This is a genomic window from Pantoea dispersa, assembly GCF_035783935.1.
GTDB lineage: Bacteria > Pseudomonadota > Gammaproteobacteria > Enterobacterales > Enterobacteriaceae > Pantoea > Pantoea dispersa_C.
On record NZ_JALKOV010000014.1, the window covers coordinates 57,937 to 82,709 of the forward strand.

At 57.3% G+C, this 24,773-nt stretch carries 27 protein-coding genes; 12 read left to right on the forward strand and 15 right to left on the reverse strand.

The genetic code is table 11. The annotated features are described in order from the left end of the window. Positions 1-42: 42 nt before the first annotated feature. The 3 genes from prc to MXF20_RS21520 form a co-directional block, all read right to left on the reverse strand. On the reverse strand, positions 43-2,082 hold the full coding sequence (gene prc, locus MXF20_RS21510) for a carboxy terminal-processing peptidase (RefSeq protein ID WP_325971354.1): 2,040 nt from the start codon (positions 2,080-2,082) through the stop codon (positions 43-45). 20 nt (positions 2,083-2,102) lie between these two features. Beyond that, positions 2,103-2,783, reverse strand: a complete 681-nt coding sequence (gene proQ, locus MXF20_RS21515) for an RNA chaperone ProQ (RefSeq protein ID WP_325971355.1) — start codon at positions 2,781-2,783, stop codon at positions 2,103-2,105. A gap of 96 nt (positions 2,784-2,879) precedes the next feature. Then, positions 2,880-3,380, reverse strand: coding sequence for a GAF domain-containing protein (locus tag MXF20_RS21520; protein WP_325971356.1), 501 nt, complete (start codon positions 3,378-3,380; stop codon positions 2,880-2,882). A 218-nt stretch (positions 3,381-3,598) separates the two neighbouring features. On the opposite strand from MXF20_RS21520, the gene yebS reads away from it, so the two are divergent. From yebS to rsmF, 3 genes are all read left to right on the forward strand, one after another. After that, positions 3,599-4,843, forward strand: a complete 1,245-nt coding sequence (yebS, locus tag MXF20_RS21525) for a membrane integrity lipid transport subunit YebS (protein WP_325971357.1) — start codon at positions 3,599-3,601, stop codon at positions 4,841-4,843. Beyond that, positions 4,812-7,445, forward strand: a complete 2,634-nt coding sequence (locus MXF20_RS21530; RefSeq protein WP_325971358.1) for a PqiB family protein — start codon at positions 4,812-4,814, stop codon at positions 7,443-7,445. Before yebS ends, MXF20_RS21530 begins: the two co-directional genes overlap by 32 nt. A 113-nt stretch (positions 7,446-7,558) precedes the next feature. Next, positions 7,559-8,983: a 16S rRNA (cytosine(1407)-C(5))-methyltransferase RsmF gene (rsmF, locus tag MXF20_RS21535; RefSeq protein WP_418936870.1), complete on the forward strand. Its 1,425-nt coding sequence runs from the start codon at positions 7,559-7,561 to the stop codon at positions 8,981-8,983. A 6-nt stretch (positions 8,984-8,989) separates the two neighbouring features. Here the strand turns inward: rsmF and MXF20_RS21540 are convergent, their stop codons facing one another. Further along, the gene (locus MXF20_RS21540; RefSeq protein ID WP_325971437.1) at positions 8,990-9,637 is read right to left on the reverse strand and encodes a metallophosphoesterase; all 648 of its coding nucleotides are present in this window, start codon (positions 9,635-9,637) and stop codon (positions 8,990-8,992) included. 251 nt (positions 9,638-9,888) lie between these two features. Between MXF20_RS21540 and MXF20_RS21545 the strand changes: the two genes are divergently transcribed. Both MXF20_RS21545 and MXF20_RS21550 read left to right on the forward strand, forming a co-directional pair. Then, a complete protein-coding gene (locus MXF20_RS21545) occupies positions 9,889-10,620 on the forward strand; it encodes a class I SAM-dependent methyltransferase (RefSeq protein WP_325971360.1) in 732 nt (243 codons plus the stop codon). A gap of 232 nt (positions 10,621-10,852) precedes the next feature. Beyond that, on the forward strand, positions 10,853-11,614 hold the full coding sequence (locus MXF20_RS21550; protein ID WP_325971361.1) for a hypothetical protein: 762 nt from the start codon (positions 10,853-10,855) through the stop codon (positions 11,612-11,614). A gap of 36 nt (positions 11,615-11,650) precedes the next feature. On the opposite strand, the gene MXF20_RS21555 is transcribed toward MXF20_RS21550, so the two are convergent. Then, positions 11,651-11,821, reverse strand: coding sequence for a hypothetical protein (locus MXF20_RS21555; protein ID WP_021510008.1), 171 nt, complete (start codon positions 11,819-11,821; stop codon positions 11,651-11,653). A 388-nt stretch (positions 11,822-12,209) separates the two neighbouring features. Between MXF20_RS21555 and MXF20_RS21560 the strand changes: the two genes are divergently transcribed. From MXF20_RS21560 to MXF20_RS21575, 4 genes are all read left to right on the forward strand, one after another. Beyond that, positions 12,210-12,440, forward strand: a complete 231-nt coding sequence (locus tag MXF20_RS21560; protein ID WP_325971363.1) for a hypothetical protein — start codon at positions 12,210-12,212, stop codon at positions 12,438-12,440. Between the two features lie 75 nt (positions 12,441-12,515). Further along, the gene (locus MXF20_RS21565; protein WP_325971438.1) at positions 12,516-12,908 is read left to right on the forward strand and encodes a NirD/YgiW/YdeI family stress tolerance protein; all 393 of its coding nucleotides are present in this window, start codon (positions 12,516-12,518) and stop codon (positions 12,906-12,908) included. 69 nt (positions 12,909-12,977) lie between these two features. Next, complete coding sequence (locus MXF20_RS21570) at positions 12,978-13,148, forward strand: hypothetical protein (protein WP_325971364.1); 171 nt, start codon at positions 12,978-12,980, stop codon at positions 13,146-13,148. A gap of 176 nt (positions 13,149-13,324) precedes the next feature. Continuing rightward, positions 13,325-13,885 carry a diguanylate cyclase gene (locus tag MXF20_RS21575; protein ID WP_325971365.1) on the forward strand — a complete coding sequence of 187 codons (561 nt, stop codon included), beginning with the start codon at positions 13,325-13,327 and terminating at the stop codon, positions 13,883-13,885. Positions 13,886-13,997: 112 nt separating this feature from the next. Here the strand turns inward: MXF20_RS21575 and MXF20_RS21580 are convergent, their stop codons facing one another. The 6 genes from MXF20_RS21580 to copC form a co-directional block, all read right to left on the reverse strand. Further along, positions 13,998-14,126 carry a hypothetical protein gene (locus MXF20_RS21580; RefSeq protein ID WP_021510004.1) on the reverse strand — a complete coding sequence of 43 codons (129 nt, stop codon included), beginning with the start codon at positions 14,124-14,126 and terminating at the stop codon, positions 13,998-14,000. A 254-nt stretch (positions 14,127-14,380) separates the two neighbouring features. Beyond that, positions 14,381-14,530: a hypothetical protein gene (locus tag MXF20_RS21585; RefSeq protein ID WP_240656183.1), complete on the reverse strand. Its 150-nt coding sequence runs from the start codon at positions 14,528-14,530 to the stop codon at positions 14,381-14,383. A gap of 20 nt (positions 14,531-14,550) precedes the next feature. Next, the gene (locus MXF20_RS21590; RefSeq protein ID WP_325971368.1) at positions 14,551-14,763 is read right to left on the reverse strand and encodes a cold-shock protein; all 213 of its coding nucleotides are present in this window, start codon (positions 14,761-14,763) and stop codon (positions 14,551-14,553) included. A 621-nt stretch (positions 14,764-15,384) separates the two neighbouring features. Continuing rightward, positions 15,385-15,732, reverse strand: a complete 348-nt coding sequence (locus tag MXF20_RS21595; protein WP_325971439.1) for a YebY family protein — start codon at positions 15,730-15,732, stop codon at positions 15,385-15,387. Positions 15,733-15,760: 28 nt separating this feature from the next. Continuing rightward, the gene (gene copD / locus MXF20_RS21600; RefSeq protein WP_325971369.1) at positions 15,761-16,642 is read right to left on the reverse strand and encodes a copper homeostasis membrane protein CopD; all 882 of its coding nucleotides are present in this window, start codon (positions 16,640-16,642) and stop codon (positions 15,761-15,763) included. After that, positions 16,642-17,019 carry a copper homeostasis periplasmic binding protein CopC gene (gene copC / locus MXF20_RS21605; RefSeq protein ID WP_325971370.1) on the reverse strand — a complete coding sequence of 126 codons (378 nt, stop codon included), beginning with the start codon at positions 17,017-17,019 and terminating at the stop codon, positions 16,642-16,644. Before copC ends, copD begins: the two co-directional genes overlap by 1 nt. 153 nt (positions 17,020-17,172) lie before the next feature. On the opposite strand from copC, the gene MXF20_RS21610 reads away from it, so the two are divergent. Then, the gene (locus MXF20_RS21610) at positions 17,173-17,403 is read left to right on the forward strand and encodes a DNA polymerase III subunit theta (RefSeq protein WP_128599376.1); all 231 of its coding nucleotides are present in this window, start codon (positions 17,173-17,175) and stop codon (positions 17,401-17,403) included. 3 nt (positions 17,404-17,406) lie between these two features. Continuing rightward, positions 17,407-18,075, forward strand: coding sequence for an exodeoxyribonuclease X (gene exoX / locus MXF20_RS21615; protein ID WP_325971374.1), 669 nt, complete (start codon positions 17,407-17,409; stop codon positions 18,073-18,075). On the opposite strand, the gene MXF20_RS21620 is transcribed toward exoX, so the two are convergent. Next, on the reverse strand, positions 18,069-20,132 hold the full coding sequence (locus tag MXF20_RS21620; RefSeq protein ID WP_325971376.1) for a prolyl oligopeptidase family serine peptidase: 2,064 nt from the start codon (positions 20,130-20,132) through the stop codon (positions 18,069-18,071). The two genes, exoX and MXF20_RS21620, sit on opposite strands and share 7 nt — an antisense overlap. Positions 20,133-20,251: 119 nt before the next feature. After that, the gene (locus MXF20_RS21625) at positions 20,252-20,893 is read right to left on the reverse strand and encodes a tellurite resistance TerB family protein (RefSeq protein WP_058757517.1); all 642 of its coding nucleotides are present in this window, start codon (positions 20,891-20,893) and stop codon (positions 20,252-20,254) included. Between the two features lie 161 nt (positions 20,894-21,054). On the opposite strand from MXF20_RS21625, the gene purT reads away from it, so the two are divergent. Further along, complete coding sequence (purT, locus tag MXF20_RS21630; protein ID WP_325971377.1) at positions 21,055-22,233, forward strand: formate-dependent phosphoribosylglycinamide formyltransferase; 1,179 nt, start codon at positions 21,055-21,057, stop codon at positions 22,231-22,233. 85 nt (positions 22,234-22,318) lie between these two features. Here the strand turns inward: purT and MXF20_RS21635 are convergent, their stop codons facing one another. Both MXF20_RS21635 and zwf read right to left on the reverse strand, forming a co-directional pair. After that, on the reverse strand, positions 22,319-22,966 hold the full coding sequence (locus MXF20_RS21635) for a bifunctional 4-hydroxy-2-oxoglutarate aldolase/2-dehydro-3-deoxy-phosphogluconate aldolase (protein WP_325971379.1): 648 nt from the start codon (positions 22,964-22,966) through the stop codon (positions 22,319-22,321). 269 nt (positions 22,967-23,235) lie between these two features. Further along, the gene (zwf, locus tag MXF20_RS21640; RefSeq protein ID WP_021509979.1) at positions 23,236-24,711 is read right to left on the reverse strand and encodes a glucose-6-phosphate dehydrogenase; all 1,476 of its coding nucleotides are present in this window, start codon (positions 24,709-24,711) and stop codon (positions 23,236-23,238) included. Between the last annotated feature and the right edge of the window lie 62 nt (positions 24,712-24,773).

Consider the following 24,773-nt stretch of genomic DNA (forward strand, 5'->3'; position numbering starts at 1 on the left):
AAAAGCACCGCCGTAGCGGTGCTGTGATGGCATACCGAAGGCTTACTTCGCTGCCGCCGGCGCTGGCTGATCTTTTTCCAGCTGGGCCAAATCGTTAGCGATTTTCACCGTTTCATCCAGATAAGGATCCGGCTCTTTATAGTCTTTCGGCAGATCGTCCAGGCTCTTCAGTGGCGCTTTGCCTTCCGCCTGGTAGCGCGCATTGATGCGTTCCAGACGCAGCGCATCTTCTTCGTGGTTCTCTTTCTCGCGCTGGGCCAGATTGAGCGACACGATGTTACGCTTGTCCTTCATCGCGTTGAAACGCGCGATGTCTTTCATGATGTACTGGAACTCGCGATCTTTGGCGATGCGATCGGCGTGCTCTTTGGTCAGCTGCGGCACCAGCGGCGTAATATCGCCGGTTTTGGTGTAGGTCGCCGCGTTAATGCTGTCCCACGGCAGCGCATTGTCCTCGAACTTCTCGCCGGTTTCCGCCGCTTCCACGCCGGTTGGCATCAGCAGGTCCGGCGTTACGCCTTTACGCTGAGTACTGCCGCCGTTGATGCGGTAGAACTTCTGAATGGTGTACTGGACTGAGCCCAGCGCCGGCCATTCCGGACGCAGCATCTGATCGTAAATGCGGTTAAGCGAACGATACTGTTGCACCGTGCCCTTACCAAAGGTCGGTTCGCCGACAATCAGCGCACGGCCATAATCCTGCATCGCCGCGGCGAAGATTTCCGACGCCGAGGCGCTGAAGCGATCGACCAGCACCACCAGCGGACCTTCGTAATAAACAATGCCGTCATTGTCACTGTCTTCGCGCACGCGACCATTGTTGTCACGCACCTGCACCACCGGACCGCTCGGAATAAACAGGCCAGAGAGCGAAACCGCCTCGGTCAGCGCACCGCCGCCGTTGGTACGCAGATCGATGACGATACTGTCGACGTTCTGCTTCTGCAGTTTCTGCAGCTGCACTTTGACATCGTCGGTTAGGCCGACATAGAAGCCCGGGATATCCAGCACGCCAACTTTCTGTTTGCCGACGTTATGCACTGTGCCCTTCACCGCGCGATCTTCCAGACGGATTTTCTCACGCGTCAGCGTCACGGTCCGGGTTTTGGTGCCCTTACCGGCTGGCAGGATCTCGAGGCGCACTTTGCTGCCCTTCGGCCCTTTGATTTTGGACACCACATCATCCAGACGCCAGCCAATCACATCTTCCATTGGCTTGCCCGGCTGGCCGACGCCGACAATGCGGTCGCCGACGCTGATCGATTTGCTCTTGGCTGCCGGACCCCCGGCGACCATCGAGTTGATCACCGTGTAGTCATCGTCCATCTGCAGCACCGCACCAATACCTTCCAGCGACAGGCTCATTTCGGTATTGAACTGCTCGGTGTTGCGCGGTGACAGATAGTTGGTATGCGGGTCGATTTCATGCGCGAACGCGGTCATCGCCAGCTGGAACACATCTTCGCTGTTGCTCTGCGCCAGGCGGCGGATGGCAAAGTTGTAGCGCTTGGTGAGCGTCTCGCGAATCTCTTTGTCATCTTTACCGGCCAGCTTCAGGCTCAGCTCGTCATACTTCACCTTGGCATCCCACAGCGCGTTCAGCTCATCGGTGCTTTTCGGCCACGGCGCTTTGGCACGATCGATATCGATGGTGTCATTGCCGGAGAAGTTCATCGGGCGGTTCAGCACGCTGAGCGCATACTGATAGCGCTCGAAGCGGCGCTTCTGCGCCAGATTATAAAGATCGTAAAACACATCCAGCTTACCGCTGCGCAGCTCATCACCGAGCGTGGTTTTTTTGTCAGCGAATTGTGCCACGTCCGACGCCAGCAGCACGTTATGGCTGTAGTCGAGCAGATTCAGGTAGCGGTCAAAAATTTTCGTTGAAAAATCCTGATTCAGGTCGAACTGACGATAGTGGGAGCGGGTGAAACGCGAGGTGACGCGCTCACTGACGGTAGGATGCTGTGCTTCTTCGTGTAGCTGGGGAATCTGGTCGGCGCGGGTAATGTTGTCCGCGCCAAAGACGGGGCCTGCCAGCAGCAGGCCCGCGATCATACCGATCTTAAAAATGCTGTTCATGCCAGGGTCGGGCCTCCGTTTCAGAACTGCAAGTGTTCTGCGCGCACAATCATTGCCAGGCCGGAAGCGAGCTGTACCCGGACGCCATCTTTGGTAATTTCCAGGATGGTGGCGTCCATTGCACTTTTGCCTGCTTTGACTTTGATGTTTTGACCGGGTTGCAACGTTGAGGTGTCAGTGACGGGTTTTGTCCGCGCGGGACGCGGTGCAGCCTGACGCTCGCCGGACGCCGCACGCGGTGCCTGTGGGCGTGGCTTGCGCGGTGCTTCGCCGTCAGCCGCTTTACGGGCAGCAGGCTTGCGCGGACGACGCTCAGCGGTCTCTTCACCGGCTTCACGCTTTTTCGCTTTTTGCTGTTCGCGCTGCGCCTGCACGCGTGCTTTGGCTTCTTCCAGCTGTTTACGTGCGTGTTCTACGTGTTGCTCATCCAGCACGCCACAGGCGTTGCCGTCGAGATCGACACGGGTGGCACCGGCTTTAATGCCGTAAAGATAACGCCAGCTTGAGGTATAAAGGCGTAAGGCCGAACGCAGTTGCGTCTTGCTCAGGCTGTTTTCGCCCTGAACGCGCTCCACCAGATCCTGAAAGATACCGATTTTGAGCGGACGCGCTTCACCTTCGGCGCTAAAGCAGTGTGGAAAACGCTGCGCCAGAAAGGCGATGACTTCTTTACTGCTGTTCAACTTAGGTTGATTTTCCATGAAATTTCCTGATTACAACGGGTTTGCCGACCAGAGCAGGCATGAACAGGCGACATTATAATGACAACATCGCCAAATGCTATGTGATCCAGTCGATTAGCTGCGCGTCAGCTGAAGAAATTTTTCGATGTCGCTGTTCGCCAGCACTGCACTAAGCCCGTCGGTAAGGGCTACCAGCCCCGCTTCATCCTCGCTGTCGAAGCGAGAATAAACCGTACTGTCGATGTCGAGGACACCGACCAACGTGCCATTCACTTTCAGAGGAATCACGATTTCCGCATTGCTGGCGGCGTCGCAGGCAATATGGCCCGGGAAGGCGTGCACGTCTTCAACGCGTTGCACCTTGTCCTCCGCCATCGCCGTACCGCACACACCTTTACCCACCGGAATGCGTACGCAGGCAATTTTGCCCTGGAACGGACCCAGCACCAGAGTATCCGGCTCAGTCAGCAGATAGAAGCCTGCCCAGTTAACCCCTTCCAGACGTTCAAACAGCAGCGCACTGCAGTTGCCCAGCGCCGCCAGGAAAGAGGTTTCGCCCGCTAACAGTGCGCGGACATCGCGATTTAAATCCTCGTAAAAGGCTTTTTTGTTCATTGTTTAACCATAACTCATCACTGGCGTGACCTTGTTGTCACTCAGTTGTTAAAATAAGCACTAATAATCCAACCCCACAAGGTGAATCATTGTGTTAGTTACTATACCCTTAGCACGCTATGCTTGAGACTATTCTCGGGCCAGAAATTGATGCAGACAGAGATGCTCTGCTCAGCATGCCGGTAACCGTAACGAACAATGGGCCACTTGCGTCATTTATGAAAATTCACGCCATCAGCCAGACGTTGCCCCACGCACGTTATCAGCGTTGCCCGCAATGCGATACCCTTTTTTCCTTACCGGATGTGAAATCGCATCAGTCGGCATATTGCCCGCGCTGCCATGCACAGATTCAGAACGGTCGCGACTGGTCAATGACGCGTCTTACCGCCATGGCCGTCACGATGATGGTACTGATGCCGTTCGCGTTCAGCCTGCCGCTGGTGGATATCCGCCTGCTCGGCATGCGCATCAACGCCAGCCTGCTGGAGGGCGTGCTGCAAATGGCGCAACAGGGCAACGTACTGACCGCCGCCATGGTGGCGTTTTGCACCATTGGTGCGCCGGTGACGCTGGTCGCCGGCATCTGCTATTTGTGGATTGGTCACGCGCTCGGCATGAACCTGCGCCCGGTCCTGCTGATGCTGGAGAAACTCAAAGAGTGGGTGATGCTGGATATCTATCTGGTCGGCGTGGCGGTGGCGTCGATTAAGGTGCAGGATTATGCCGCGCTGGAGGTCGGCTACGGGCTGGTTGCCTATATCGCGCTGACCATCATGAGCCAGCTGACGCTGATTCATCTCAACGTGGAAGAGCTGTGGGAGCACTACTACCCGCAGTCAGTGCCGCATCAGCCGCCGGAACAGTGGCAGGTTTGCCTGAACTGTCACCATACCGGCATGCCGGATGAGCGCGGCCGCTGTACGCGCTGCCATACGCCGCTCGATTTCCGCCGGCGCCACAGCCTGCAGAAATCCTGGGCGGCGCTGATTGCTTCAATTGTCCTGCTAATCCCGGCTAACCTGCTGCCGATTTCGGTGGTTTACGTCAACGGTGCGCGACGTGAAGACACCATATTTTCCGGCATTCTCGGCCTCGCCTCCGGTAACGTGCCGGTGGCCGCCGTGGTATTTATCGCCAGTATTCTGGTGCCGTTTACCAAAGTATTAGTGATGCTGACGCTGCTGCTCAGCATCCATTTTAAATGTGAACAGGGTCTGAAAACCCGCATCCGTCTGCTGCGCGCTGTCACCTGGGTGGGCCGCTGGTCGATGCTGGATCTGTTCGTCATTGCTTTAACCATGTCGCTGGTCAATCGTGATCAGCTGCTGGCTTTTACCATGGGACCTGCCGCCTTCTACTTTGGCGCGGCAGTCATCCTGACCATTATGGCCGTTGAGTGGCTCGATAGCCGCCTGATCTGGGATGCACATGCAACAGGAAACGCCGACTACACCGACTAGCGCTAATCTGCGTAACAAACGCAAGATTTCGCCGTTCTGGCTTTTGCCCATCATCGCCCTGCTGATTGCCGGCTGGCTGTTGTGGACCAACTATCAGGAGCGCGGCACCACCATCACCATTAATTTCCAGACCGCGGACGGCATCGTGCCAGGCCGTACGCCGATTCGCTACCAGGGCGTGGAAGTGGGCACCGTGCAGGGCATTGTGCTGAGCGATGACTACCGCAGCATTCAGATCAAAGCCAGCATCAAGAGCGACATGCGTGACGCGCTGCGGGAGAACACTCAGTTCTGGCTGGTGACGCCAAAAGCCTCGCTGGCGGGCGTCTCCGGGCTGGATGCGCTGGTGGGCGGTAACTACATTGGCATGATGCCCGGCGACGGCAAAGAGCGCGATCATTTCACCGCGCTGGATACCCAGCCGAAGTACCGGGTGAACACCGGCGAACTGCTGATTCACCTGCACGCGCCGGATCTCGGCTCGCTCAACACCGGTTCGCTGGTTTACTACCGTAAGATTCCGGTTGGCCGCGTCTATGACTACAGCATCAACGGTAATACCGATGGCGTGACCATCGATGTGCTGATTGAGCGGCGCTTCACCAACCTGGTGAAAAAACAGAGCCGTTTCTGGAATGTGTCGGGCGTTGACGCCGACGTCAGCCTGAGCGGCGCCAAAGTGAAGCTGGAGAGCCTGGCCGCGCTGGTGAATGGCGCGATTGCCTTCGACTCGCCGGACAGCGGCGAACAGGCCAACAGCGATCAAAACTATCAGCTCTATCCGGATCTGGCACACAGCCAGCGCGGCGTGCTGATTTCGCTCGACCTGCCGAATGGTGACAACCTGAAAGCCGACAGCACGCCACTGATGTATCAGGGGCTGGAAGTGGGCACCCTGACCAAACTGACGCTGCTGCCGGGCGGCAAAGTGTCCGGCGAGCTGACGGTCGATCCTTCGGTCACCGGCCTGATGCGCAGCGGCACGCGCATTGAGATGCGCGCGCCAAAACTCAGCCTGACCGACACCAGCCTGAGCAGCCTGCTGACCGGCAACACGCTGGAACTGGTGCCGGGCGAAGGTGAACCGCAGGATCACTTCCGCGTGCTGCCGGCCAGCGAAACGCTGCTGCAGAAGCCGGATGTGCTCACCGTGCAGCTGAGCGCGCCGGAAACCTACGGCATTGATGCCGGACAGCCGGTGATGCTGTATGGCGTGAAGATCGGTCAGGTGATTTCGCGCCGGCTGGATGAGAACGGCATCAGCTTTGTGGCGGCAATCAATCCGGAGCACCGCCAGCTGGTGCACGCCGACAGCAAGTTCATCGTTAACAGCCGTCTCGACGTTAAATTTGGCCTCGACGGCATGCAGGTGCTGGGCGCCAGCGCGCGCGAATGGGTTGACGGCGGCATCCGGCTGGTGCCGGGGGCGAAAGGTCAGCCGTCCAGCCGCTATCCGCTGTACGCCGATTCAGAGCGCGCGGCGGAAGGCATTACCGGCGATCAGCCGCCGACCACGCTCAAACTGACCGCCAACAGCCTGCCGGATGTGCAGGCCGGCTCGGTGGTGCTGTACCGTAAGTTCCAGGTCGGTGAAGTGGTGGATGTGGTGCCGCGCGCCGATGCGTTTGAGATTTCGGTCCATATCCAGCCGCAGTATCGCAAGCTGCTGACCAGCGAAAGCGTGTTCTGGGCCGAAGGCGGTGCCAAAGTGCAGCTTAATGGCAGCGGCTTAACCGTGCAGGCTTCACCGCTGAATCGCGCGCTGAAAGGGGCCATCAGCTTTGACAACCTGACGGGCGCGCAGGCGGCGAAAGGCGTTAAGCGCGTGCTCTATCCGTCTGAAACCGCCGCGCGTGCAGTGGGCAGCCAGATTACCCTGCACACCTTTGATGCCAGCAAACTTTCGGCCGGCATGCCAATCCGCTACCTCGGCATTAATGTCGGTCAGGTGGAGTCGCTGGCGCTGAGCCAGGATAACAACCAGGTGGTGGCGAAAGCGGTGCTTTACCCGGAATATGTGCAGGACTTCGCGCGCATTGGCAGCCGCTTCTCTGTCGTCTCGCCGGAGATTTCACCCGCCGGCGTTAATCACCTGGAAACGCTGCTGCAGCCGTATGTGAACGTGGATCCGGGCAAAGGCGCGCTGGCGCGCAGCTTTGAGCTGCAGGAGAGCACCATTACCGACTCGCGTTACCTTAACGGGCTGAACATCTATGCGGATACCACCGAAGCCGGATCGCTGTCGATTGGCACCCCGGTGCTGTTCCGCGGTGTAGAAGTCGGCACGGTCACCGGCACTTCGCTGGGTAACATGGCCGACCGCGTGCAAATCGCGCTGCGCATCAGCAAGAAGTATCAGCATCTGGTGCGTAACAACTCGGTGTTCTGGCTGGCCTCCGGTTACAACCTCGACTTTGGCCTGATTGGCGGCGTGGTGAAAACCGGCACCTTCCAGCAGTTCATTCGCGGTGGCATCCAGTTTGCCACGCCACCGACGGTGCCGCTGGCACCGCAGGCCGGTGCCGATAAGCACTTCCTGCTGCAGGATGAAGCGCCGAAAGAGTGGCGCAACTGGGGCACGGCGATTCCGTCGCCAAACTGAGACAACGGGCAGCCTGCGGGCTGCCCGACTTATTTGCGCCGGGGAGATTGCGCACAGCTGTACCTTAGCCGGGCTCGGCGTTACACTTCGCCCTCACTTTGTTAGTCCGGTAGATATCCGTGTCCGATCGTTTTCCTGAAGATTTTCTCGCGCTGATGCGCGCCAGCCTGGCCGACGAGGCCGAACTCGAACGCTTTCTCGCCATCAGTCAGCAGCCGCTACGCCGCAGTCTGCGCGTCAATACGCTGAAGATCAGCGTGGAGGACTTTCTCGCGCGCGTGGCGGGCTATGGCTGGCAGCTGACGCCGATTCCGTGGTGTCGGGAAGGCTTCTGGATTGCGCGTGATGATGAATCGCTACCGCTCGGCAGCGTCGCCGAACACCTCAGCGGTCTGTTTTATATTCAGGAAGCCAGCTCGATGCTGCCGGTCAGCGCGCTGTTTGACGCCGCGCCGGATGCCCGCCAGGTGATGGACGTGGCCGCTGCGCCGGGCTCTAAAACCACGCAGATGGCCGCGCTGATGCGCAACCAGGGCGCGATCCTCGCCAATGAATATTCTGCCAGCCGGGTGAAAGTGCTGCATGCCAACATCAGCCGCTGCGGCGTCAGCAATGTGGCGCTGACCCATTTTGATGGGCGCGTCTTTGGTGCCGCGCTGCCGGAACAGTTTGACGCCATTCTGCTGGATGCGCCCTGCTCCGGCGAAGGCGTGGTGCGAAAAGATGCCGACGCGCTGCGTAACTGGACGCTGGCGAGCACCGAAGCCATCGCCGCCACCCAGCGCGATTTACTCGACAGCGCCTTCCACGCGCTGCAGCCGGGCGGCACGCTGATTTACTCGACCTGTACGCTCAATACTATCGAAAACCAGCAGGTGATTGCCTGGCTGCAGCAGCGCTATCCGCAGGCGCTGGAAATTGTTCCGCTCAATGATCTGTTCGCCGGCGCCGAACGCGCGCTGACGCCGGAAGGGTTCCTGCACGTGTTTCCGCATATTTTCGACAGCGAAGGCTTTTTCGTCGCGCGGCTGCGCAAAACGGCCAGCGTGCCTGCGCTGCCCGCGCCGACCTACAAACTCGGCAAGCTGCCCTTCTCTCCCGCCAGCCGTAAGCTGGTGGCCGAGGTGGCACAGGCAGCGCACAAGGTGGGACTGCACTGGGATGAGAGCCTGACGCTGTGGCAGCGCGACAAAGAGCTGTGGCTGTTCCCGGCGGCGCTGGAGAACTGGCTGAGCAAAGTGCGTTTCTCGCGTATCGGTCTCAAACTGGCGGAAACCTTCCCGAAAGGTTTTCGCTGGCAGCATGAAGCCGTCGTGGCGCTGGCACAACCGGACAACGCGCTGGCGTTCGAGCTGGACGAAGCGCAGGCGGAAAGCTGGTATCGCGGACAGGATATCCATCCCGACACGCCGCCCGCGCGCGATGAGGTGATTGTCACTTACCAGCAGCAGCCGCTGGGCCTGGCGAAACGCGTTGGCAACCGCATCAAAAACAGCTACCCGCGTGAACTGGTGCGCGACGGCCGGCTGTTCCGTTAACAAGCATTACTGCAATTGCACCAGCGTCAGCCGGTTGCCAAAGACCGCGCCGGTATCAATGTAGTGCTGATTAGCGACGTTAAGCGGCTGCTCCAGCGGCGTGTGGCCAAAGTAGAACGCACTGGCGCCGGTAATCGGCAGCGAGCGACCGCGCTGATGGCGAGCGAGCCGGTCGCGGCTCCAGACCACCTGATGCCAGTCGACATCCTGCCCCAGCGCATAGCCACTGGCAGGATAGTCGGCATGGGCAATGACAACGATGCGCTCATCAAATTGCAGATGTAAAATCAGCGGCAGTTCGGCGCAGCGCTTCAGCGCATGACGCGCGGCAATCAGCCGCGCACCGTTTAGCTGCCAGAACCAGTCTCCGCCGTTCATCATCCACAGCATCGGATCGTCGCCCTGCAGCGCATCCAGCGCCATCTGCTCGTGATTACCGCGCACGCAGCGGAACCATGGCTCTTCCAGCAGTTGCAGACAGCCAATGCTGTCCGGCCCGCGGTCAATTAAATCCCCGACCGACAGCAGCAGATCCTGTTGCCGATCAAAGCCCTGCCGCAGCAGCTGCGCATCAAGCTGCGCCCGGCAGCCGTGCAAATCGCCGACCACCCAGATATTGCGCCAGTTATTTGCATGCAGCGTCTGATAAAACATGTAATCTGCCCCGGTTGACTGGAAGTTTAGTAAATCCGGCATAAAGTATAGTCCGGTGAGGGGTAGCCGCGGAGGCATCAGCGTGAGCAGTCGGAAACAGTTTGTTGGCATCCTCGTGATGATTTTTATTGGCAGCCTGCTGCTGCTGGAGTCGCTCGCGCGCCTGGTGCATCTGCTTTTTGTCGGCTGAGCGGTGTTTCATGCCGCGCTAAACGCTTACACTCCTTTGCGCATCACTGAAAGGAGTCTCTATGAGTCAGAATATTTACGATAACCCCGATTTTTTTGCTGGCTACGCCACCCTGCCGCGTTCGGTCAACGGACTGGACGGCGCACCCGAGTGGCCCGCGCTGCGGGCCATGCTGCCAGAACTGCGCGACCAGCGCGTGCTGGATTTGGGCTGTGGCTACGGCTGGTTTTGTCGCTACGCGCAGCAGCAAGGCGCGCGTGAAGTGCTGGGGCTGGATGTGTCAGAAAAAATGCTGGCGCAGGCCGCTGCCATGACCGATCGGCCCGGCATCACTTACCAGCGCACCGACCTCGAAACCCTGCAGCTCAGCAGCACCTTTGATGTGGTGTACAGTTCGCTGGCGCTGCACTATCTCAGCAATATTGACCCTCTGTTTGCCACAATCTTTAAAGCGTTGCGTCCCGGCGGCATGCTGGTGTTTTCGTGCGAGCACCCGATTTATACCGCACCGCGTCAGCAGCAGTGGTTAGTTGATGATGCCGGGCAGCGCAGCTGGCCAGTCAATCAGTATCAGCAGGAAGGTGAACGCATCAGCAACTGGTTTGCCGATGGCGTGAAGAAGCAGCATCGCAAGCTGGCAACGTGGATCAACGCACTGATTGCCGCCGGGCTGGTGATTGAACGGCTGGATGAGTGGGGGCCGGATGTACAGCAGGTAGCGGAGAATCCGGCACTGGAAGAAGAGCGCGATCGTCCGATGCTGTTTTTGCTGGCGGCGCGCAGGCCGCTGTAAGGTTTTCAGCAGTGGCTGCATCCTGCAGCCCTGTGAAAATTCCCCCCGGCGCTTATCTCCGGCACTCAATCAAGGTGTTAGCTCTGTAAGGGACGACACCTACTGTAACGCCTAAGACAATTCCGAACAAATTAAATGATATTAACTATCATTCTCAACTATTAACCTGACATGCTGTTAATGCCGGTTGTGTTTGTGTCGCTTCTGTCTGCTGAACCCCACAGGAGCCCGCATGATCACCGACTATACCTTTAACTATCTGAATGGCCTGGATGTGCACTATCGTTATAAACCGGCAACTCTGGATAATCAGCATCTGTTGATTGTGATGTCCGGGTTTAACCTGCCCGATCCTACCGTCTATGATTTTACTTTGCTGGAGCACACCCGCGCCGCAGTGTTATGGATCAAAGACGATTTCAACGGGCTGCCAGCGTATTACCTGTGTAACAATCTTCAGTTCAATATCGAGCACGGCGTCAGTCAGCTCATCCGGGCGGTGATTGAGCTAACCCAACCTTCTGACGTGACCATTCTCGGCGCGTCGAAAGGCGGCAGTGCAGCGCTCTACTTCGGTATCCGCCACGATATCAGAAACATTATTACTGCCGTGCCGCAGTTTTTTCTCGGTGACTACGCAAGCCAGATTTGGCCCAGTGTGGGTAAAGCCATGATGGGTGAGATAAGCCCGGCTGCGGTCGCGTTGCTAAATAAATACCTGCCCAATGCCCTGCGACGCGATCGCCAGACGCAGAAAAATATTTATCTGTTTACTGCTCTGGCCGATCATCAGCGCGAGCAGGAAGTGTTACCGCACCTCGGGCTGCTGGAAAAATACAGTAATTTCAATCTGATTGAATCGTCATCACCCTGCATCACGCAACATAATGAGGTGACCCGCTATAACCTCAACCTGATTCTGGCGCTGATATACCAGCTGGAGCAGAACATCACCCCGCGCTGGGGCCATATTCGCAACGGCAGCGGATGGTAAACGGAAAATCATCGGTTCGCTTTGCCGAATCCTCGTCTAGCGCGTGATTAAAAAGATCGCCAGCATAAACCCGATAAACAAACCGGCAAAAGTGAGCAATCCGGTGCGCGGCGTTTTGGCCTGACCGACGATTGCGCCGATAAAAATGCTCAGAATGGTGAGCGTACCAATCATCACCCAGAGAAGGTAGTGCGTATTTGCTGCCATGCGAAATCCTGTTAAGCGCCCATCAATGAATGCGCCCAGTTATACCATTTTTCGCTGTGGCTGGCTGCAGCTAAATATCCGCCGGGTTGCGCTCAGCATGATAACGCAACACTCATGTGACAACGTCACTTAGATATTATCCACGCGCTGTCATTGCGCTTATTAAATGTGCTAATTGAGCAAATAAAGTCCGGCGACGAGAGTACCGACGGAAATAATATGGAATAGCTCAGTCATGGCAGCGACCTCAATTTAATGCCTGTACGATTCAGTCAAGAACAGCATTTGGCGTTCGTCAAATCAGGCCGAGCCTGAATAAGCGCAGCCGATGGCATAAATACCGATCGATGCTTAACTGAATACGTATCAATCAGACAGGAGGAAAGCCATGAGTCAGTCTGCATTAGCCACCTACCTCGCGATTAGCGATGAAGACCTCAATGAGATGGGTCTTGGTCCGGACACACTGTTCAAAGCGCAGCCCGACGACAACGGCGCAGCCGGTTACTATTTCAACGTACCGGACACCACGCCGCAGCGCGTACTGGGGCAGAAACGCTGGTCGCTGGACGATCGCATCGACATTCCAGCCAGCGTGCTGGATAACGATTCAGCGTAACGGCTCCCCGGATCGCCGATCCTGTGCCAGGCTTAAGTCATTGTGGAATGATGCAATCAAGAGGGAATAATGATGATGAAGAAAACGGTACTGGCGTCGCTGCTGATGGTATTCAGTCTGGGCGCTCTCGCTGAACAGGGCGGCTTTGAAGGCGGTAAAACGCCGCCGCCGCAGAAGCAACAGGATGCCGGTTATAAAGGTTCTGAAGATACTGGTCAGACGCATATCGAACAGATTCGGGATTTTCGTCAGGGCGGCTATGTCACGCTGGAAGGTTATATCGTTAAAAAGTTAAGCGGTGATAATTATCAATTCCGCGACAGCACCGGCACCGTGACGATTAAGGCTGCTACCGATACCTTCAAAGGCAAAACCTATAACGCCGAGGATCAGGTCCGGGTGAGCGGCAAAGTGTATGGCCGGGGCGAAAATACCCGTGTCGATGTTGCCCGTATTGAAGAGCCCTGATTCCGTAGCAGACCGGTTCGCCGTCTCCGTGCGGCGGACTTCATTTTTCCACCAGCAGGAAATCACCCTATGAAGAGCCTGTTTGCCAGTCTGTTAATCCTCTCCAGCCTGACCGCGCTGGCTGGCTGTCAGCAACCTGAACGGCCGATTGGTCCGGATGGCCGGCCCAATGTTCCCGCAGAACAACCGGTGCCCGGTGGCCCAATGAGCAAAGGGCCGGTGGGTCAACCGCAGGCCTGACTGTTAGCGGCATCAGCACTTATCACGCCCTGCCCTGAAAATTTATCGTCCTTATTGCCGCCGGTATTATTCCCGGCGGCATTTTTACGTCTTGCTTAATTAAAGTTCACCACCATTATCCTGATTAATTTTTCATAGCTATGCTTGGTTATTACGCTCAAATAAAGGATATGCTGATGCACAGTCTTGATCCACAAATGTTGCTGTTACTCTATTTTGTCTTACCGGTTTGGCTTATTGCTGGCTTTGCCGACTGGCTTTGTCATCGCGCAACAGAAATAGAGCACACCTCCGGCGTTAAAGAGACGTGGATACATATTTTAATGTTTCTGGAGATGGGCACTCCGCTGCTGCTGGCATTATTTCTTGAGGTCAATGCGCTGATTATTGCGCTAATGATCGTGCTGTTTTTTTGTCATGAAGCCACTGCGTTATGGGACGTCAGCTACGCAGTGAAAAGCAGAAAAGTGACGCCGGTCGAACAACACATCCACAGTTTTCTCGAAATGGTACCGCTGATGGCGCTGCTACTGGTGATCTCCCGTCACTGGCCGCAATTTCTCGCGCTGTTTGGTGCCGGCAATGAAGCGCCCCGGTTTACTCTTACGCTGCGCGCCGATCCGCTGCCGCAGGGTTATATTATTGGCGTACTGTGCGCAATCGTAGTGTTTGAACTGCTGCCTTATCTGGAAGAATATCTGCGTACCCGACGCGTGAAGAAAAACGCCCCAACATGAACAGCATTCACCACCGCGCTGAACGGAAATCTGGATGATTGGGAGAAATATGGATTCCACCACAGCCAGTACCGGCAAGATAAAAAAAAACCTCCCGCAGGAGGTTTATCGATTAGATCGGTTTTTGCCCATCGTCTTCAGGCAATCCGGTGCCGGTATCATCATCGTCATCAAGCGGCTCTTCGCCGGGCACCTGCGCATCATCAGGCAGCGGAGTGACATCATCGGGTCGTTCTGACATAAGCACCTCCATACCCCACATTGGGTAATGATCATTCTAGTTGCGTTATCAGCCGGTCCGGCGGGTTTATAGCGCAACTGTGAATCAAGCGTAAGAAGTCAATTAGTCAGCGATTTGCGCTTTGCTTATCGCCTGGCTTCAGCTAGTTACCATAAAAAAAGGCCACCCGAAGGTGACCGATAATATTGCGAGCGCTGCGTTAGCCATTGGATGTGGTTTTTGCTTTATTTCGCCACATGCACAACACAGCGTGATTAGTTCGCTTCTTTCATCACATACAACGACGAGGGAAAGGCAACCATAATCGACTTACAAAAAATACATTTTGCGCCAAGTGGATTTTGCCTGTTCCTGTCAAAAACGGACTGGCGATACTGAGAGCCCTGACATTGTGGGCATCTCATAGCATTAATTACTGTAATAATCAGAGACCTGTAACGTTAACAGCTGACGGACCTTTAGGGCCATTTTCAACAGAGAATTCAACTTTCTGACCGTCATCGAGCGTGCGGAAGTCAGTACCCTGGATAGCAGAGAAATGGACGAAAACGTCTTTGCTGCCGTCTTCCGGAGAAATGAAGCCGAAACCTTTCTCAGCGTTGAACCATTTTACTGTACCGAGCATTTTATTTGACATGTTTTTTACCTTGATAATGAGCCATATGGCATTAGAGGCTGAACCGCAGAGACACATCAGAACCTGAGATAAAACTCAAAGAGAAAGGCGCAGGGTAGGCACTAACACAGATGAGAGATACAAAACGAACTAACTATGGGACTGTCTGCTTATAAGACCGGAGATGCATTAACGCACGTCTGGTGGGTAAACACAAGCACTAATAAATTTTATTGATAAATTCCGGGTATGACGAAGCGGTGACTACGCCGCGTTTAACATTTTAAGTGGATAGATTTGGTCACTATTATCCCAGCTAAAAGAATCGGGTTTTAAAATAGTTAATTTTCACTGTTTAACACAGCTGTGCCGAATAATAGGTTGTGATGAGAAAGAGATAAAAAAAGACCCAATACGATTCCTGTATCGGGTCCAGGGAAATGGCTCGTTGAGAGCCGTGCGCTAAAAGTTGGCATTTTTGCAGGCGAGGACGCCTTGCCTTTTAAAGGTAGACCAGCATCGGTGATTTTCCAGCCAGTGGGCAATGCCGCCGGCAAAAGCTGCCAACTCTGTGATCGGGCTGGCACTAACGGCTGGCAGGCGCAGCGGCAAAAATGTGCGCTACGCCTGAAAATACAGGGATTATTTACCGCACAGCTGCTGCGCGCGATCAACGATCGGCTGCAGGCTCATTTTTTGTCCCGGATGCGCTTTATCAGCGGCAAGGATGGTATCAATCGACTGCAATGTGCCCTGCCCGGCATTGCCGCGTGCCAGCGCTTTATCATTCAGCGGATACTGCAGCAGCGTGCTGGGATTGATGGCAAACAGTGCGCCATCTTTCTCGCAGGTCAGCATCACCTCTTCACGGGTGAACGGCCACTTATCTTTGCCCATTTCAAAACGGCTGACGGTGATAATCTGCCCGGCGAACGCCTGGCTGCACAACGCCAGCAGTAACCCAGCTGGAATCAGTTTCTTCAGCAAAATCTCGACCTCATCTCATCTTTTAACAGATTCAGGCCGGCGACAGCGTAGCAAACACGCTCACCAGCCCGATAACAATCAACGCCAGCAGCAGCTCGAGCTGCGTCAGACGGATAAAAAGCTTCGGTGCCCGGCTGGCGGCCAGGCGAAAACGCGGCACCAGCAGATAGCGATTAAGCAGCGCAATCAACACCATCAGTGCCACCAGCAACGCTTTGCTCACCAGCAGCTCGATCCACAGCGTGGCATGCCAGTTGCGCGGCGCCCCGGCAATCAGCAGGCTGTTGACCGTGCCGGTAACAATCGCCAGCGCCACCGCCAGATGACCATAGCGTGAAAAGCGCATCATGCTGCGAATGGCATCGGTGCGCCAGGCAATGTTGCGCGCCTCGCGCATTAATAGCAGCAGCGGCAGCAGGCCACCGGCCCAGAAGGCGGCCGCGATCAGGTGCAGCGCATGGTTGCCCTGCTGCAGCAGTCCCGGCATGCCGTCACGCATCGCCGCATGGCCAACGCCCGCCAGAGCGCTCAGCTGTAACAGCGCGCTGACCAGTAACGCCTGCTGGCGCAGCTTACCACGCAGGATCAGCGCCAGCGTGCTGAGCAGGGCGAACAGAATAACCCAGCGCCACACTACGCCGAAGCGCGTGCTCAGCACCGCCAGCCAGACGTCGATGCTGGCGATGCTGCGCCAGTCGCCGCTCATCAGCCCGGTCTGCGTTGCCAGCATCAACAGCGCGCTAAGTAAGCTCAGCACGGCGCTGTATCCCATCAGCCGCCGCAAGCGCTGCGCCAGCTGCGGTCGGTAGCGCGCCGGTGCCAGCAGTGCGGTATAAAACGCACTGCCGGTCAGCAGAAACAGCGCCAGAAAATGCAGCGCCCGCAGGCCGATCCATAACTCGCTAAGACTCATTACTTCACGCTGAAGCTGTAGCTACCTTTGGTTTTGTGGCCGTCCACTGACAGCACGTGCCAGTTGACCTGATACTGGCCCGACGCCAGCGGCTGGGCGATCGGCACAATCAGCTGATCGTGCTGCTGCGGATTCAGCTGTGCTTTCTCCAGCGCCACCGGCTGCTGCTGCGCGTTGATCAACACCACGCCGCTGAATGCCGGCTCAATGTCTTCCGTGAATGTCAGGGTGAGTTGCTGTGGCGCGCGTTCCACCACGGCGTTATTCGCCGGCACCGGGGCTTTCAGGTGCGCGTGCGCCAGAGCCAGCTGACTGAAGCCCAGCGTTGCGCCCGCCAGCAGCAGCGCGACAACGCGCCGGGATGCAGTTTTCATCATCACGTCTTCCCTTTAAACTGCGGCAACGCGCCGCAAATGTGGCAGCAGGATACGCCGCTGCTTTTAGGCTGTCGAGACTTGCGGTGCGATCCAATTCCCTTGATCCTGCAGGGCGAAACCATTATTTTTGCCCCTGTTTATCAGGAGAAATGCATGAGCCAAAACCTTGCCCTGCTGTCGCAGGAAGAGAAAGACAAAGTCAACGTCGATCTCGCCGCCGCTGGCGTGGCGTTTAAAGAGCGCTATAACATGCCGGTGATCGCCGAGATGGTGGAGCGCGAGCAGCCGGAAGCGCTGCGCGAATGGTTCCGTCAGCGTCTGATGACCTACCGCCAGGCATCGCTCAGCCTCTCCCGCCTGCCCTACGAACCGAAGCAGAAATAATTTATGTTACGCGTAATTGATACTGAAACCTGTGGCCTGCAGGGCGGCGTGGTCGAAGTGGCGTCGGTGGATGTCATTGACGGCCAGATCGTCAATCCGATGAGCGATCTGATCTGCCCGGACCGCCCGATTAGCCGTCAGGCGATGGCGGTGCACCGTATCACCGAAGCCATGGTGGCCGGCAAACCAACCATCGAAGAAGCGATTGGCCGCTATCACGGCAGCCCGCACTATGTGGCGCATAACGCCAGCTTCGACCGGCGCATGCTGCCGACGATGCCGGGCGAGTGGATTTGTACCATGACGCTGGCGCGCCAGCTGTGGCCGGGCATCAAATACGGTAATCAGGCGCTGCGCCACAGCCTCGGGCTGGACGTGTCGCCGCCGCAGGATCTGCACGCACACCGCGCGTTGTACGATTGCTACGTCACCGCCGCGCTGCTGATCCGCATTATGGAAACTTCCGGCTGGAGCGCCAGCGAGATGGTGAGCCGCTGCCAGCCAGCGCCGGTCAGCGACGATGTGTTCCCGTTTGGTAAGTATCGCGGTCAGAGCATCGGCAGCATTGCGCGTAAGGATCCGGGCTATCTGCGCTGGGTACTGGAGAACGTGCGTGATTTGCGCGCGCCGCTGCGGCAGACGCTGCGCAAATACGTGAAGGACACTCAGTAATCGCTGCGTGGCGGCAGCGTGCCCTGCGCCAGGGCGATCAGGAAGGTAAACTCCTGTGCTACGCCTTCATACGATTTAAAGCGTCCCGATTTCCCGCCGTGACCGGAATCCATATCGGTACAGAGCAATAACAGCGCATCGTTAGTGCGCAGCTCACGCAGTTTTGCCACCCATTTAGCCGGCTCCCAGTATTGAACCTGCGAATCGTGCAGCCCGGTGGTCACCAGCAGGTGCGGATACGCCTGCGCCGTGACGTTGTCATACGGGCTGTACTGGCGGATGTAGCGATAGAATTCGGCCTGCTCCGGGTTGCCCCACTCATCATATTCACCGGTAGTGAGCGGAATTGACGGATCGAGCATGGTGGTGACCACATCGACAAACGGCACCTGAGCGATCACGCCATGAAACAGCTGCGGGGCCATATTCAGCACCCCGCCCATCAGCAAGCCTCCGGCACTGCCGCCCATGGCGTACAGCTGCTGTGGATTGCCGTAACCTTTCGCCACCAGTGCTTCGGTAACATCAATGAAGTCGGTAAAGCTGTTCATTTTATGCTGCAGCCGGCCATCGTCATACCACTGCTGGCCCAGCTCGCCGCCGCCGCGCACGTGGATAATGGCGTAAATGAAACCGCGCTCCAGTAAGCTGATGCGGCTGGTGCCGAAACTGGCCTCCATGCTGCTGCCATACGCGCCGTAGCCGTAGGCCAGCAGTGGATTGGCGCCGCGCTGAAAATGTTTGCGGTGATAAACCAGCGAGACCGGCACTTCCGTGCCATCGCGCACCGTGATCCACAAGTGTTCACTTTTGTAGTCGGCAGAGTCAAAGCCCGGCACCGGGGTTTGTTTGAGGATGCGCCGCTCGCCGGTCTCCATGTTAAGTTCGAACAGCGTGGTCGGCGTCGTCATCGACGAATAGCCGTAGCGCAGCGTATCGCTTTCCGGCGTCGGATTGTAAGCCAGCCAGGTAACATAGGCGGGATCGTCAAAAGCGATGCCGTAACTCTCGCCGCTTGCCCAGTTAATCTGCCGCAGCGTATTCACGCCGCGCTGGCGCTCTTCGACCACCAGCCAGTTACGAAACAGCTGGAAATCTTCCATCACTACGTTATCGCGCGGTGTAATCAGGGTTTGCCAGCGATCTTCAGCCAGCCACGCGCTGCGGTACAGGCCGAAATTTTTGCCGTCGCGGTTGGAGCGGATAAAGAACTGATGATTGTAGTGATCGATGCTGTATTCATGATCGCGCCGCCGCGGACAGAACACCTGCGGCTGTGCGTCCGGATATTCGGCGTCAATTAACAGGATTTCACTGGTGGTGGTGCTGAACAATGCGATCAGGATGAAGTGTTCCGAGGTGGTTTTGTGCACGCTGAGGTGGAAGGACTCATCCTGCTCTTCATACACCAGCTGATCTTCTGACTGCGGATGCCCCAGTTCGTGCCGCCACACCTGATAGGCCAGCAGCGTTTTCGGGTGCTTGCGCACGTAATAGAGCGTGCGGGAATCATTGGCCCATGCCACGCTGGAGGAGGCGTCGCGCAGCACTTCCGGATACCAGCTGCCGCTGTTGAGATTACGAAAGCGGATGCCGTACTGGCGGCGCGATAAAAAATCTTCCGCCAGCGCCATCACCTGGTTATCCGGGCTGATATCCAGCGTGCCCATGGTGTAAAAATCACTGTGCGCCGCGCGCTGATTGCCATCTAACAGCAGCTGCCACGGCTGGTCGGCGGGCGCATCCACCGGCTGGCGGTAATAGGCCGCGTACTCATTACCGGCTTCATAGCGGCTCTGGTAGCGATAGCCGCGTTTAATGTACGGCACCGAATGGTCCTGCGCCGGCAGCCGATCGATGATCTCTTTCAGTACCCGATCCTGCAGCGCATCCTGCGAGGCCATCATCGCTTTACCGTAGCGGTTTTCCTCCTGCAGATAAGCCAGCACCTCGGGATTTTGCCGGTCATCATCACGCAGCCAGAAATAGTTATCGGTGCGCGTTTCACCGTGTAACGTCATGTGATGGGGAATTTTTTTCGCTTGCGGCTGATTCATTACAGAGTTTCTCCCTGAAAGACGACATCCTGCAAGCGTGGCACTTCTGGCAGCGGAAGCCAAGCCGGAAGCGCACGCGAAGTGTAACCAAAGGCCGCCGCAGCCGCCTCTGGCGTGACTCAGGCCGCTTTTTCCGCCGCGATGTCGCGCTGAATACCGTCGCGCACATCCTGCGGAATTTTCAGCGCGTCGCCGAGTGCAGAGAGATAACTGCGCTCCATAAAATGATCGACATCGATGGCTGCGCAGCTGAGGAAATAGAGCTCCAGCGCTTCCTCTTCGTTTTTCACGTCGGCAGCCAGCCACTGTGGATCGAGCGGACGGTTCATCGCCTGCTGAATCAGTGCTTCTGCCTGCGCACCGTAACCGGCCTGATGGATATTTTGCTCGATGGCCGTGCGCTCGCGATCGTCAATGTGCCCGTCGCTTTTCGCGGCAAACACCAGCGCGGTCACCAGTCGCTCCGCGCGCTGATCGAGCGGCGTCTGCAATTGGCCAAATGCCGGCTCATCCTGATGGGTTTCCCGCACGCGCTGCTTGTATTTATTCCACAGCACCGCGCCTGCCGCGGCGCCGCCACCGACCAGCAGCGCGGTGCCGCCGTATTTGGTTAATAGCTTGCGCGACGATTTGCTGGCAACCAGTAAACCCGCCAGGCCACCGAGCGCGCCGGGTGCCAGCATATCGCTCAGGCCGCCCGATTTGCCGTCACCGCCCTTCTTTGCCAGAACCGATTGAATTTGCTGCAGCCAGTTACTCATCGTTTAACTCCTGTTTAAGTTTCCGCTCACTATGCTGCCGCACGCTGTGTCAGTTAACGTCAGAGCCGGCAAAGTATGGCAAAGCCAGACGTGCGCAACGCGTGAGTACGCAAACGTTTTCGTTTATACTGCGCGCGCATTTTGACTGCTAAGGTGAAATTATGACGACTCTCGGAACCGCGCTGCGTCCTGCCGCAACGCGTGTCATGCTGTTAGGTTCAGGCGAACTGGGCAAAGAAGTGGCGCTGGAGTGTCAGCGTCTCGGGGTAGAAGTGATCGCGGTCGATCGCTATGCCGATGCACCCGCGATGCACGTTGCACATCGCAGCCACGTCATCAACATGCTGGACGGTGACGCGCTGGCGGCGCTAATCGCGCAGGAGCAGCCCCACTTTGTGGTGCCGGAGATCGAAGCCATCGCCACCGAAAAGCTGCTGGAGCTGGAAGCGCAGGGGCAAAAAGTGGTGCCCACGGCGCGTGCCGCGCGTCTGACCATGAACCGTGAAGGCATTCGCCGTCTGGCGGCCGAAGAGCTGGCGTTACCGACCTCGACCTACCAGTTTGCCGACAGCAAAGAACGTTTCGTCGCGGCGGCGCATGAGATCGGTTTCCCCTGTATCGTGAAGCCGGTAATGAGTTCCTCGGGCAAGGGCCAGAGCTTTATTCGCGAAGCCAGCCAGCTGGATCACGCCTGGGATTACGCGCAGCAAGGCGGACGCGCGGGCGCGGGCCGGGTGATCGTGGAAGGCGTCGTGAAGTTCGATTTTGAAATCACCCTGCTCACCATCAGCGCGGTGGACGGCATCCATTTCTGCGCACCGATTGGCCATCGTCAGGAAGATGGCGATTACCGGGAATCCTGGCAGCCGCAGCAGATGAGCGAGCTGGCCCTGCAGCGTGCGCAGGATATCGCGGCGAACGTGGTGAAAGCCCTCGGCGGTTACGGCCTGTTTGGCGTGGAGCTGTTTGTATGCGGCGACGAAGTGGTGTTCAGCGAAGTCTCTCCGCGTCCGCATGATACCGGTATGGTCACGCTGATTTCGCAGGATCTCTCGGAGTTCGCGCTGCACGTGCGCGCCTTCCTTGGCCTGCCGATTGGCGGCATTCGCCAGTACGGTCCGGCCGCCTCGGCGGTTATTCTGCCACAGCTCGACAGCCACAACGTGCAGTTCGTGAATGTGGAAGCCGCACTCGGAGCGGGTTTGCAGCTGCGCCTGTTTGGTAAGCCGGAAATCGCGGGGCAGCGTCGTCTGGGCGTCGCGCTGGCGACCGGTGCCAGCACCGATGAGGCCGTGGCCCGCGCCATTGCCAGCGCCGCGGCGGTGCAGGTTCAGGGCTGATTGCCCGGGTGGTGAAGCGTTGTTATCACCACCCGCAAAGATGGATCGCTGCCACGTAGCCTCTGCGCGGCAGCGCTCTTACCGATCAGCGGGGTGAAGCCGCGCCCACCACTGCCTCGCGCGCCAGCTGCGTTATGCGATCCCAGTCGCCGCTCTCCAGCGCATCGTTTGGCACCAGCCACGAACCGCCAATACACAACACGCTTTTCAGCGCCAGATAGTCACGATAGTTGGCTGGCGAAATGCCGCCGGTCGGGCAGAAACGCACCTGCGGGAATGGACCACCAATCGCTGCAAGTGCTTTCACGCCGCCGTTCGCCTCTGCCGGGAAGAACTTGAACTCGCGCAAACCATAATCCATGCCAACCATCAGCTCCGACACGGTGCTGATGCCAGGAATCAGTGGCACCGGTCCTTCCACCGCCGCCTTGAGCAGTGGCTCGGTGAGCCCCGGGCTAATGACAAACTGCGCACCGGCGTCGGTGACTTCTTTCAGCTGCTGGGTATTGATCACCGTGCCAGCCCCGACGATCGCTTCCGGGACTTCTTTGATCATCGCCCGCAGCGCATCCATCGCCACCGGCGTGCGCAGCGTCACTTCCAGCACGCGCACGCCACCTGCGACCAGCGCTTTGGCCATCGGCACCGCATGTTCCAGCTTGTTAACCACAATCACCGGCACAACCGGGCCGGTAGTCAGAATCTGTTCCGCACTCGTTTTCCAGTTCTTCATTACGTTTCCTCAGGAGAGACAGCCCGACGCGCGGTCCAGCTGTCAGAAAGTGAGCTCTACCATACAAGATTGGCCGGACGGACGTCTATTGGATATCATCAATTTTTGAAACCGCGGTTCATTTTTTTAAGATTGCCTGGTGCGCATCATTCTGCAGGGCCGCAATCAATGGTGATCAGGGTAAACCCCTGCAGGCTGAAAACAAAACGCCCCTGGCGAACAGCGCAGGGGCGTGACAATTAACATCTCAGTCAACGATGCAGGACCGGTTATTCAAACTCGTTCCACGAACGGCCGTCGCGGGTGATCATCGCCACCGAGGCGACCGGACCCCAGGTGCCGGCCTGATACGGTTTTGAAGCATCGCCATCCGCATTCCACGCTTCGATGATCGAATCAACGTAGGTCCACGCGGCTTCAACTTCATCGCGGCGCACAAACAGCGCCTGAATGCCGCGCATGGTCTCCAGCAGCAGACGCTCGTAGGCATCCGCCAGATGCGACTGATTGAAGGTTTCGGAGTAGCTCAGATCCAGTTTGGTGGTCTGCAGCTTATGCTTGTGATCGAGACCCGGCACCTTGTTGAGGATCTCAATATCCACGCCCTCGTCCGGCTGCAGACGAATGGTCAGCTTGTTCTGCGGCAGCTCAGCGTAAGAGTCCTTGAACAGGTTCATTTCCGGATTTTTGAAGTACACCACCACTTCTGAGCACTTGGTCGGCAAACGCTTACCGGTGCGCAGGTAGAAAGGCACGCCCGCCCAGCGCCAGTTGTCGATATCCACGCGGATGGCAACGAAGGTTTCGGTGCTGCTCTGTTTGTTAGCCCCCTCTTCTTCCAGATAACCCGGCACTTTCTTACCCTGCACAAAACCGGCAGTGTACTGACCGCGTACGGTTTTCTCGCGTACGTTGGTCTGGTCAATTCGGCGCAGCGAACGCAGCACTTTCACCTTCTCATCACGAATCGCGTCAGCGCTCAAATCGGACGGCGGCGACATGGCGATCATGGTGAGGATCTGCAGCAGGTGGTTCTGGATCATATCGCGCATCTGGCCGGCTTTGTCGAAGTAACCCCAGCGGCCTTCGATACCCACCTCTTCCGCCACGGTAATCTGCACATGGTCGATGGTGCGGTTGTCCCAGTTATTGACGAAAATAGAGTTGGCAAACCGCAGCGCCAGCAGGTTGAGCACCGTCTCTTTGCCGAGATAGTGGTCGATGCGGAACACCTGACTTTCATCGAAGAATTTACCGACGCTGTCGTTGATCTCCTGTGAGGTCTCCAGCGAGGTGCCGAGCGGCTTCTCCATGACAACGCGCGCTGGTTTGGCGTTCAGTTTGGCAGCGCCCAGGCCTTCACAGATGGCACCAAAGGTGCTCGGCGGCATGGCGAAGTAGTTAATGGTGACGCGGTTTTTCTGATCCAGCATCTTGCCCAGTTTCGAGAAGTGCGAGGTGTCGTTAACGTCGAGGTTGCAGAAGTCGAGACGGCCGCTGAGCTTGTCCCACAGCGCTTCGTCAATCTTCTCCTTCATGAAGGTTTCCAGCGCTTCACGCACCACTTTGGTGTAGGCCTCTTTGTCCCACTCCGCGCGACCCACGCCGATAATGCGCGTGGTGTCGTGAATCTGACCGGCTTTTTCCAGCTGATACAGTGAAGGCAACAGTTTCCGGCGTGCAAGATCGCCTTTGGCACCGAAAATCACCAGATCGCATGCCTGGGCTGTTTGTGTTACCGCCATTTTCCTCTCCTCGTTGCAGGATATACCCGGCCTGAGCGTCCTCATCCTGCCGGGTCCTTATT

Coding starts and splice junctions, on each gene's coding strand:
- yebS (WP_325971357.1), top strand. CDS start 3,599: ATGAAAATTCACGCCATCAGCCAGACGTTGCCCCACGCACGTTATCAG.
- MXF20_RS21530 (WP_325971358.1), top strand. CDS start 4,812: ATGCAACAGGAAACGCCGACTACACCGACTAGCGCTAATCTGCGTAAC.
- MXF20_RS21575 (WP_325971365.1), top strand. CDS start 13,325: ATGCACAGTCTTGATCCACAAATGTTGCTGTTACTCTATTTTGTCTTA.
- zwf (WP_021509979.1), bottom strand. CDS start 24,711: ATGGCGGTAACACAAACAGCCCAGGCATGCGATCTGGTGATTTTCGGT.
- MXF20_RS21560 (WP_325971363.1), top strand. CDS start 12,210: ATGAGTCAGTCTGCATTAGCCACCTACCTCGCGATTAGCGATGAAGAC.
- MXF20_RS21540 (WP_325971437.1), bottom strand. CDS start 9,637: ATGTTTTATCAGACGCTGCATGCAAATAACTGGCGCAATATCTGGGTG.
- copC (WP_325971370.1), bottom strand. CDS start 17,019: ATGATGAAAACTGCATCCCGGCGCGTTGTCGCGCTGCTGCTGGCGGGC.
- MXF20_RS21590 (WP_325971368.1), bottom strand. CDS start 14,763: ATGTCAAATAAAATGCTCGGTACAGTAAAATGGTTCAACGCTGAGAAA.
- MXF20_RS21555 (WP_021510008.1), bottom strand. CDS start 11,821: ATGGCAGCAAATACGCACTACCTTCTCTGGGTGATGATTGGTACGCTC.
- prc (WP_325971354.1), bottom strand. CDS start 2,082: ATGAACAGCATTTTTAAGATCGGTATGATCGCGGGCCTGCTGCTGGCA.
- MXF20_RS21610 (WP_128599376.1), top strand. CDS start 17,173: ATGAGCCAAAACCTTGCCCTGCTGTCGCAGGAAGAGAAAGACAAAGTC.
- MXF20_RS21570 (WP_325971364.1), top strand. CDS start 12,978: ATGAAGAGCCTGTTTGCCAGTCTGTTAATCCTCTCCAGCCTGACCGCG.
- MXF20_RS21565 (WP_325971438.1), top strand. CDS start 12,516: ATGAAGAAAACGGTACTGGCGTCGCTGCTGATGGTATTCAGTCTGGGC.
- exoX (WP_325971374.1), top strand. CDS start 17,407: ATGTTACGCGTAATTGATACTGAAACCTGTGGCCTGCAGGGCGGCGTG.
- MXF20_RS21580 (WP_021510004.1), bottom strand. CDS start 14,126: ATGTCAGAACGACCCGATGATGTCACTCCGCTGCCTGATGATGCGCAG.
- MXF20_RS21625 (WP_058757517.1), bottom strand. CDS start 20,893: ATGAGTAACTGGCTGCAGCAAATTCAATCGGTTCTGGCAAAGAAGGGC.
- MXF20_RS21545 (WP_325971360.1), top strand. CDS start 9,889: ATGAGTCAGAATATTTACGATAACCCCGATTTTTTTGCTGGCTACGCC.
- MXF20_RS21620 (WP_325971376.1), bottom strand. CDS start 20,132: ATGAATCAGCCGCAAGCGAAAAAAATTCCCCATCACATGACGTTACAC.
- copD (WP_325971369.1), bottom strand. CDS start 16,642: ATGAGTCTTAGCGAGTTATGGATCGGCCTGCGGGCGCTGCATTTTCTG.
- purT (WP_325971377.1), top strand. CDS start 21,055: ATGACGACTCTCGGAACCGCGCTGCGTCCTGCCGCAACGCGTGTCATG.
- MXF20_RS21585 (WP_240656183.1), bottom strand. CDS start 14,530: ATGAGATGCCCACAATGTCAGGGCTCTCAGTATCGCCAGTCCGTTTTT.
- MXF20_RS21550 (WP_325971361.1), top strand. CDS start 10,853: ATGATCACCGACTATACCTTTAACTATCTGAATGGCCTGGATGTGCAC.
- proQ (WP_325971355.1), bottom strand. CDS start 2,783: ATGGAAAATCAACCTAAGTTGAACAGCAGTAAAGAAGTCATCGCCTTT.
- MXF20_RS21635 (WP_325971379.1), bottom strand. CDS start 22,966: ATGAAGAACTGGAAAACGAGTGCGGAACAGATTCTGACTACCGGCCCG.
- MXF20_RS21520 (WP_325971356.1), bottom strand. CDS start 3,380: ATGAACAAAAAAGCCTTTTACGAGGATTTAAATCGCGATGTCCGCGCA.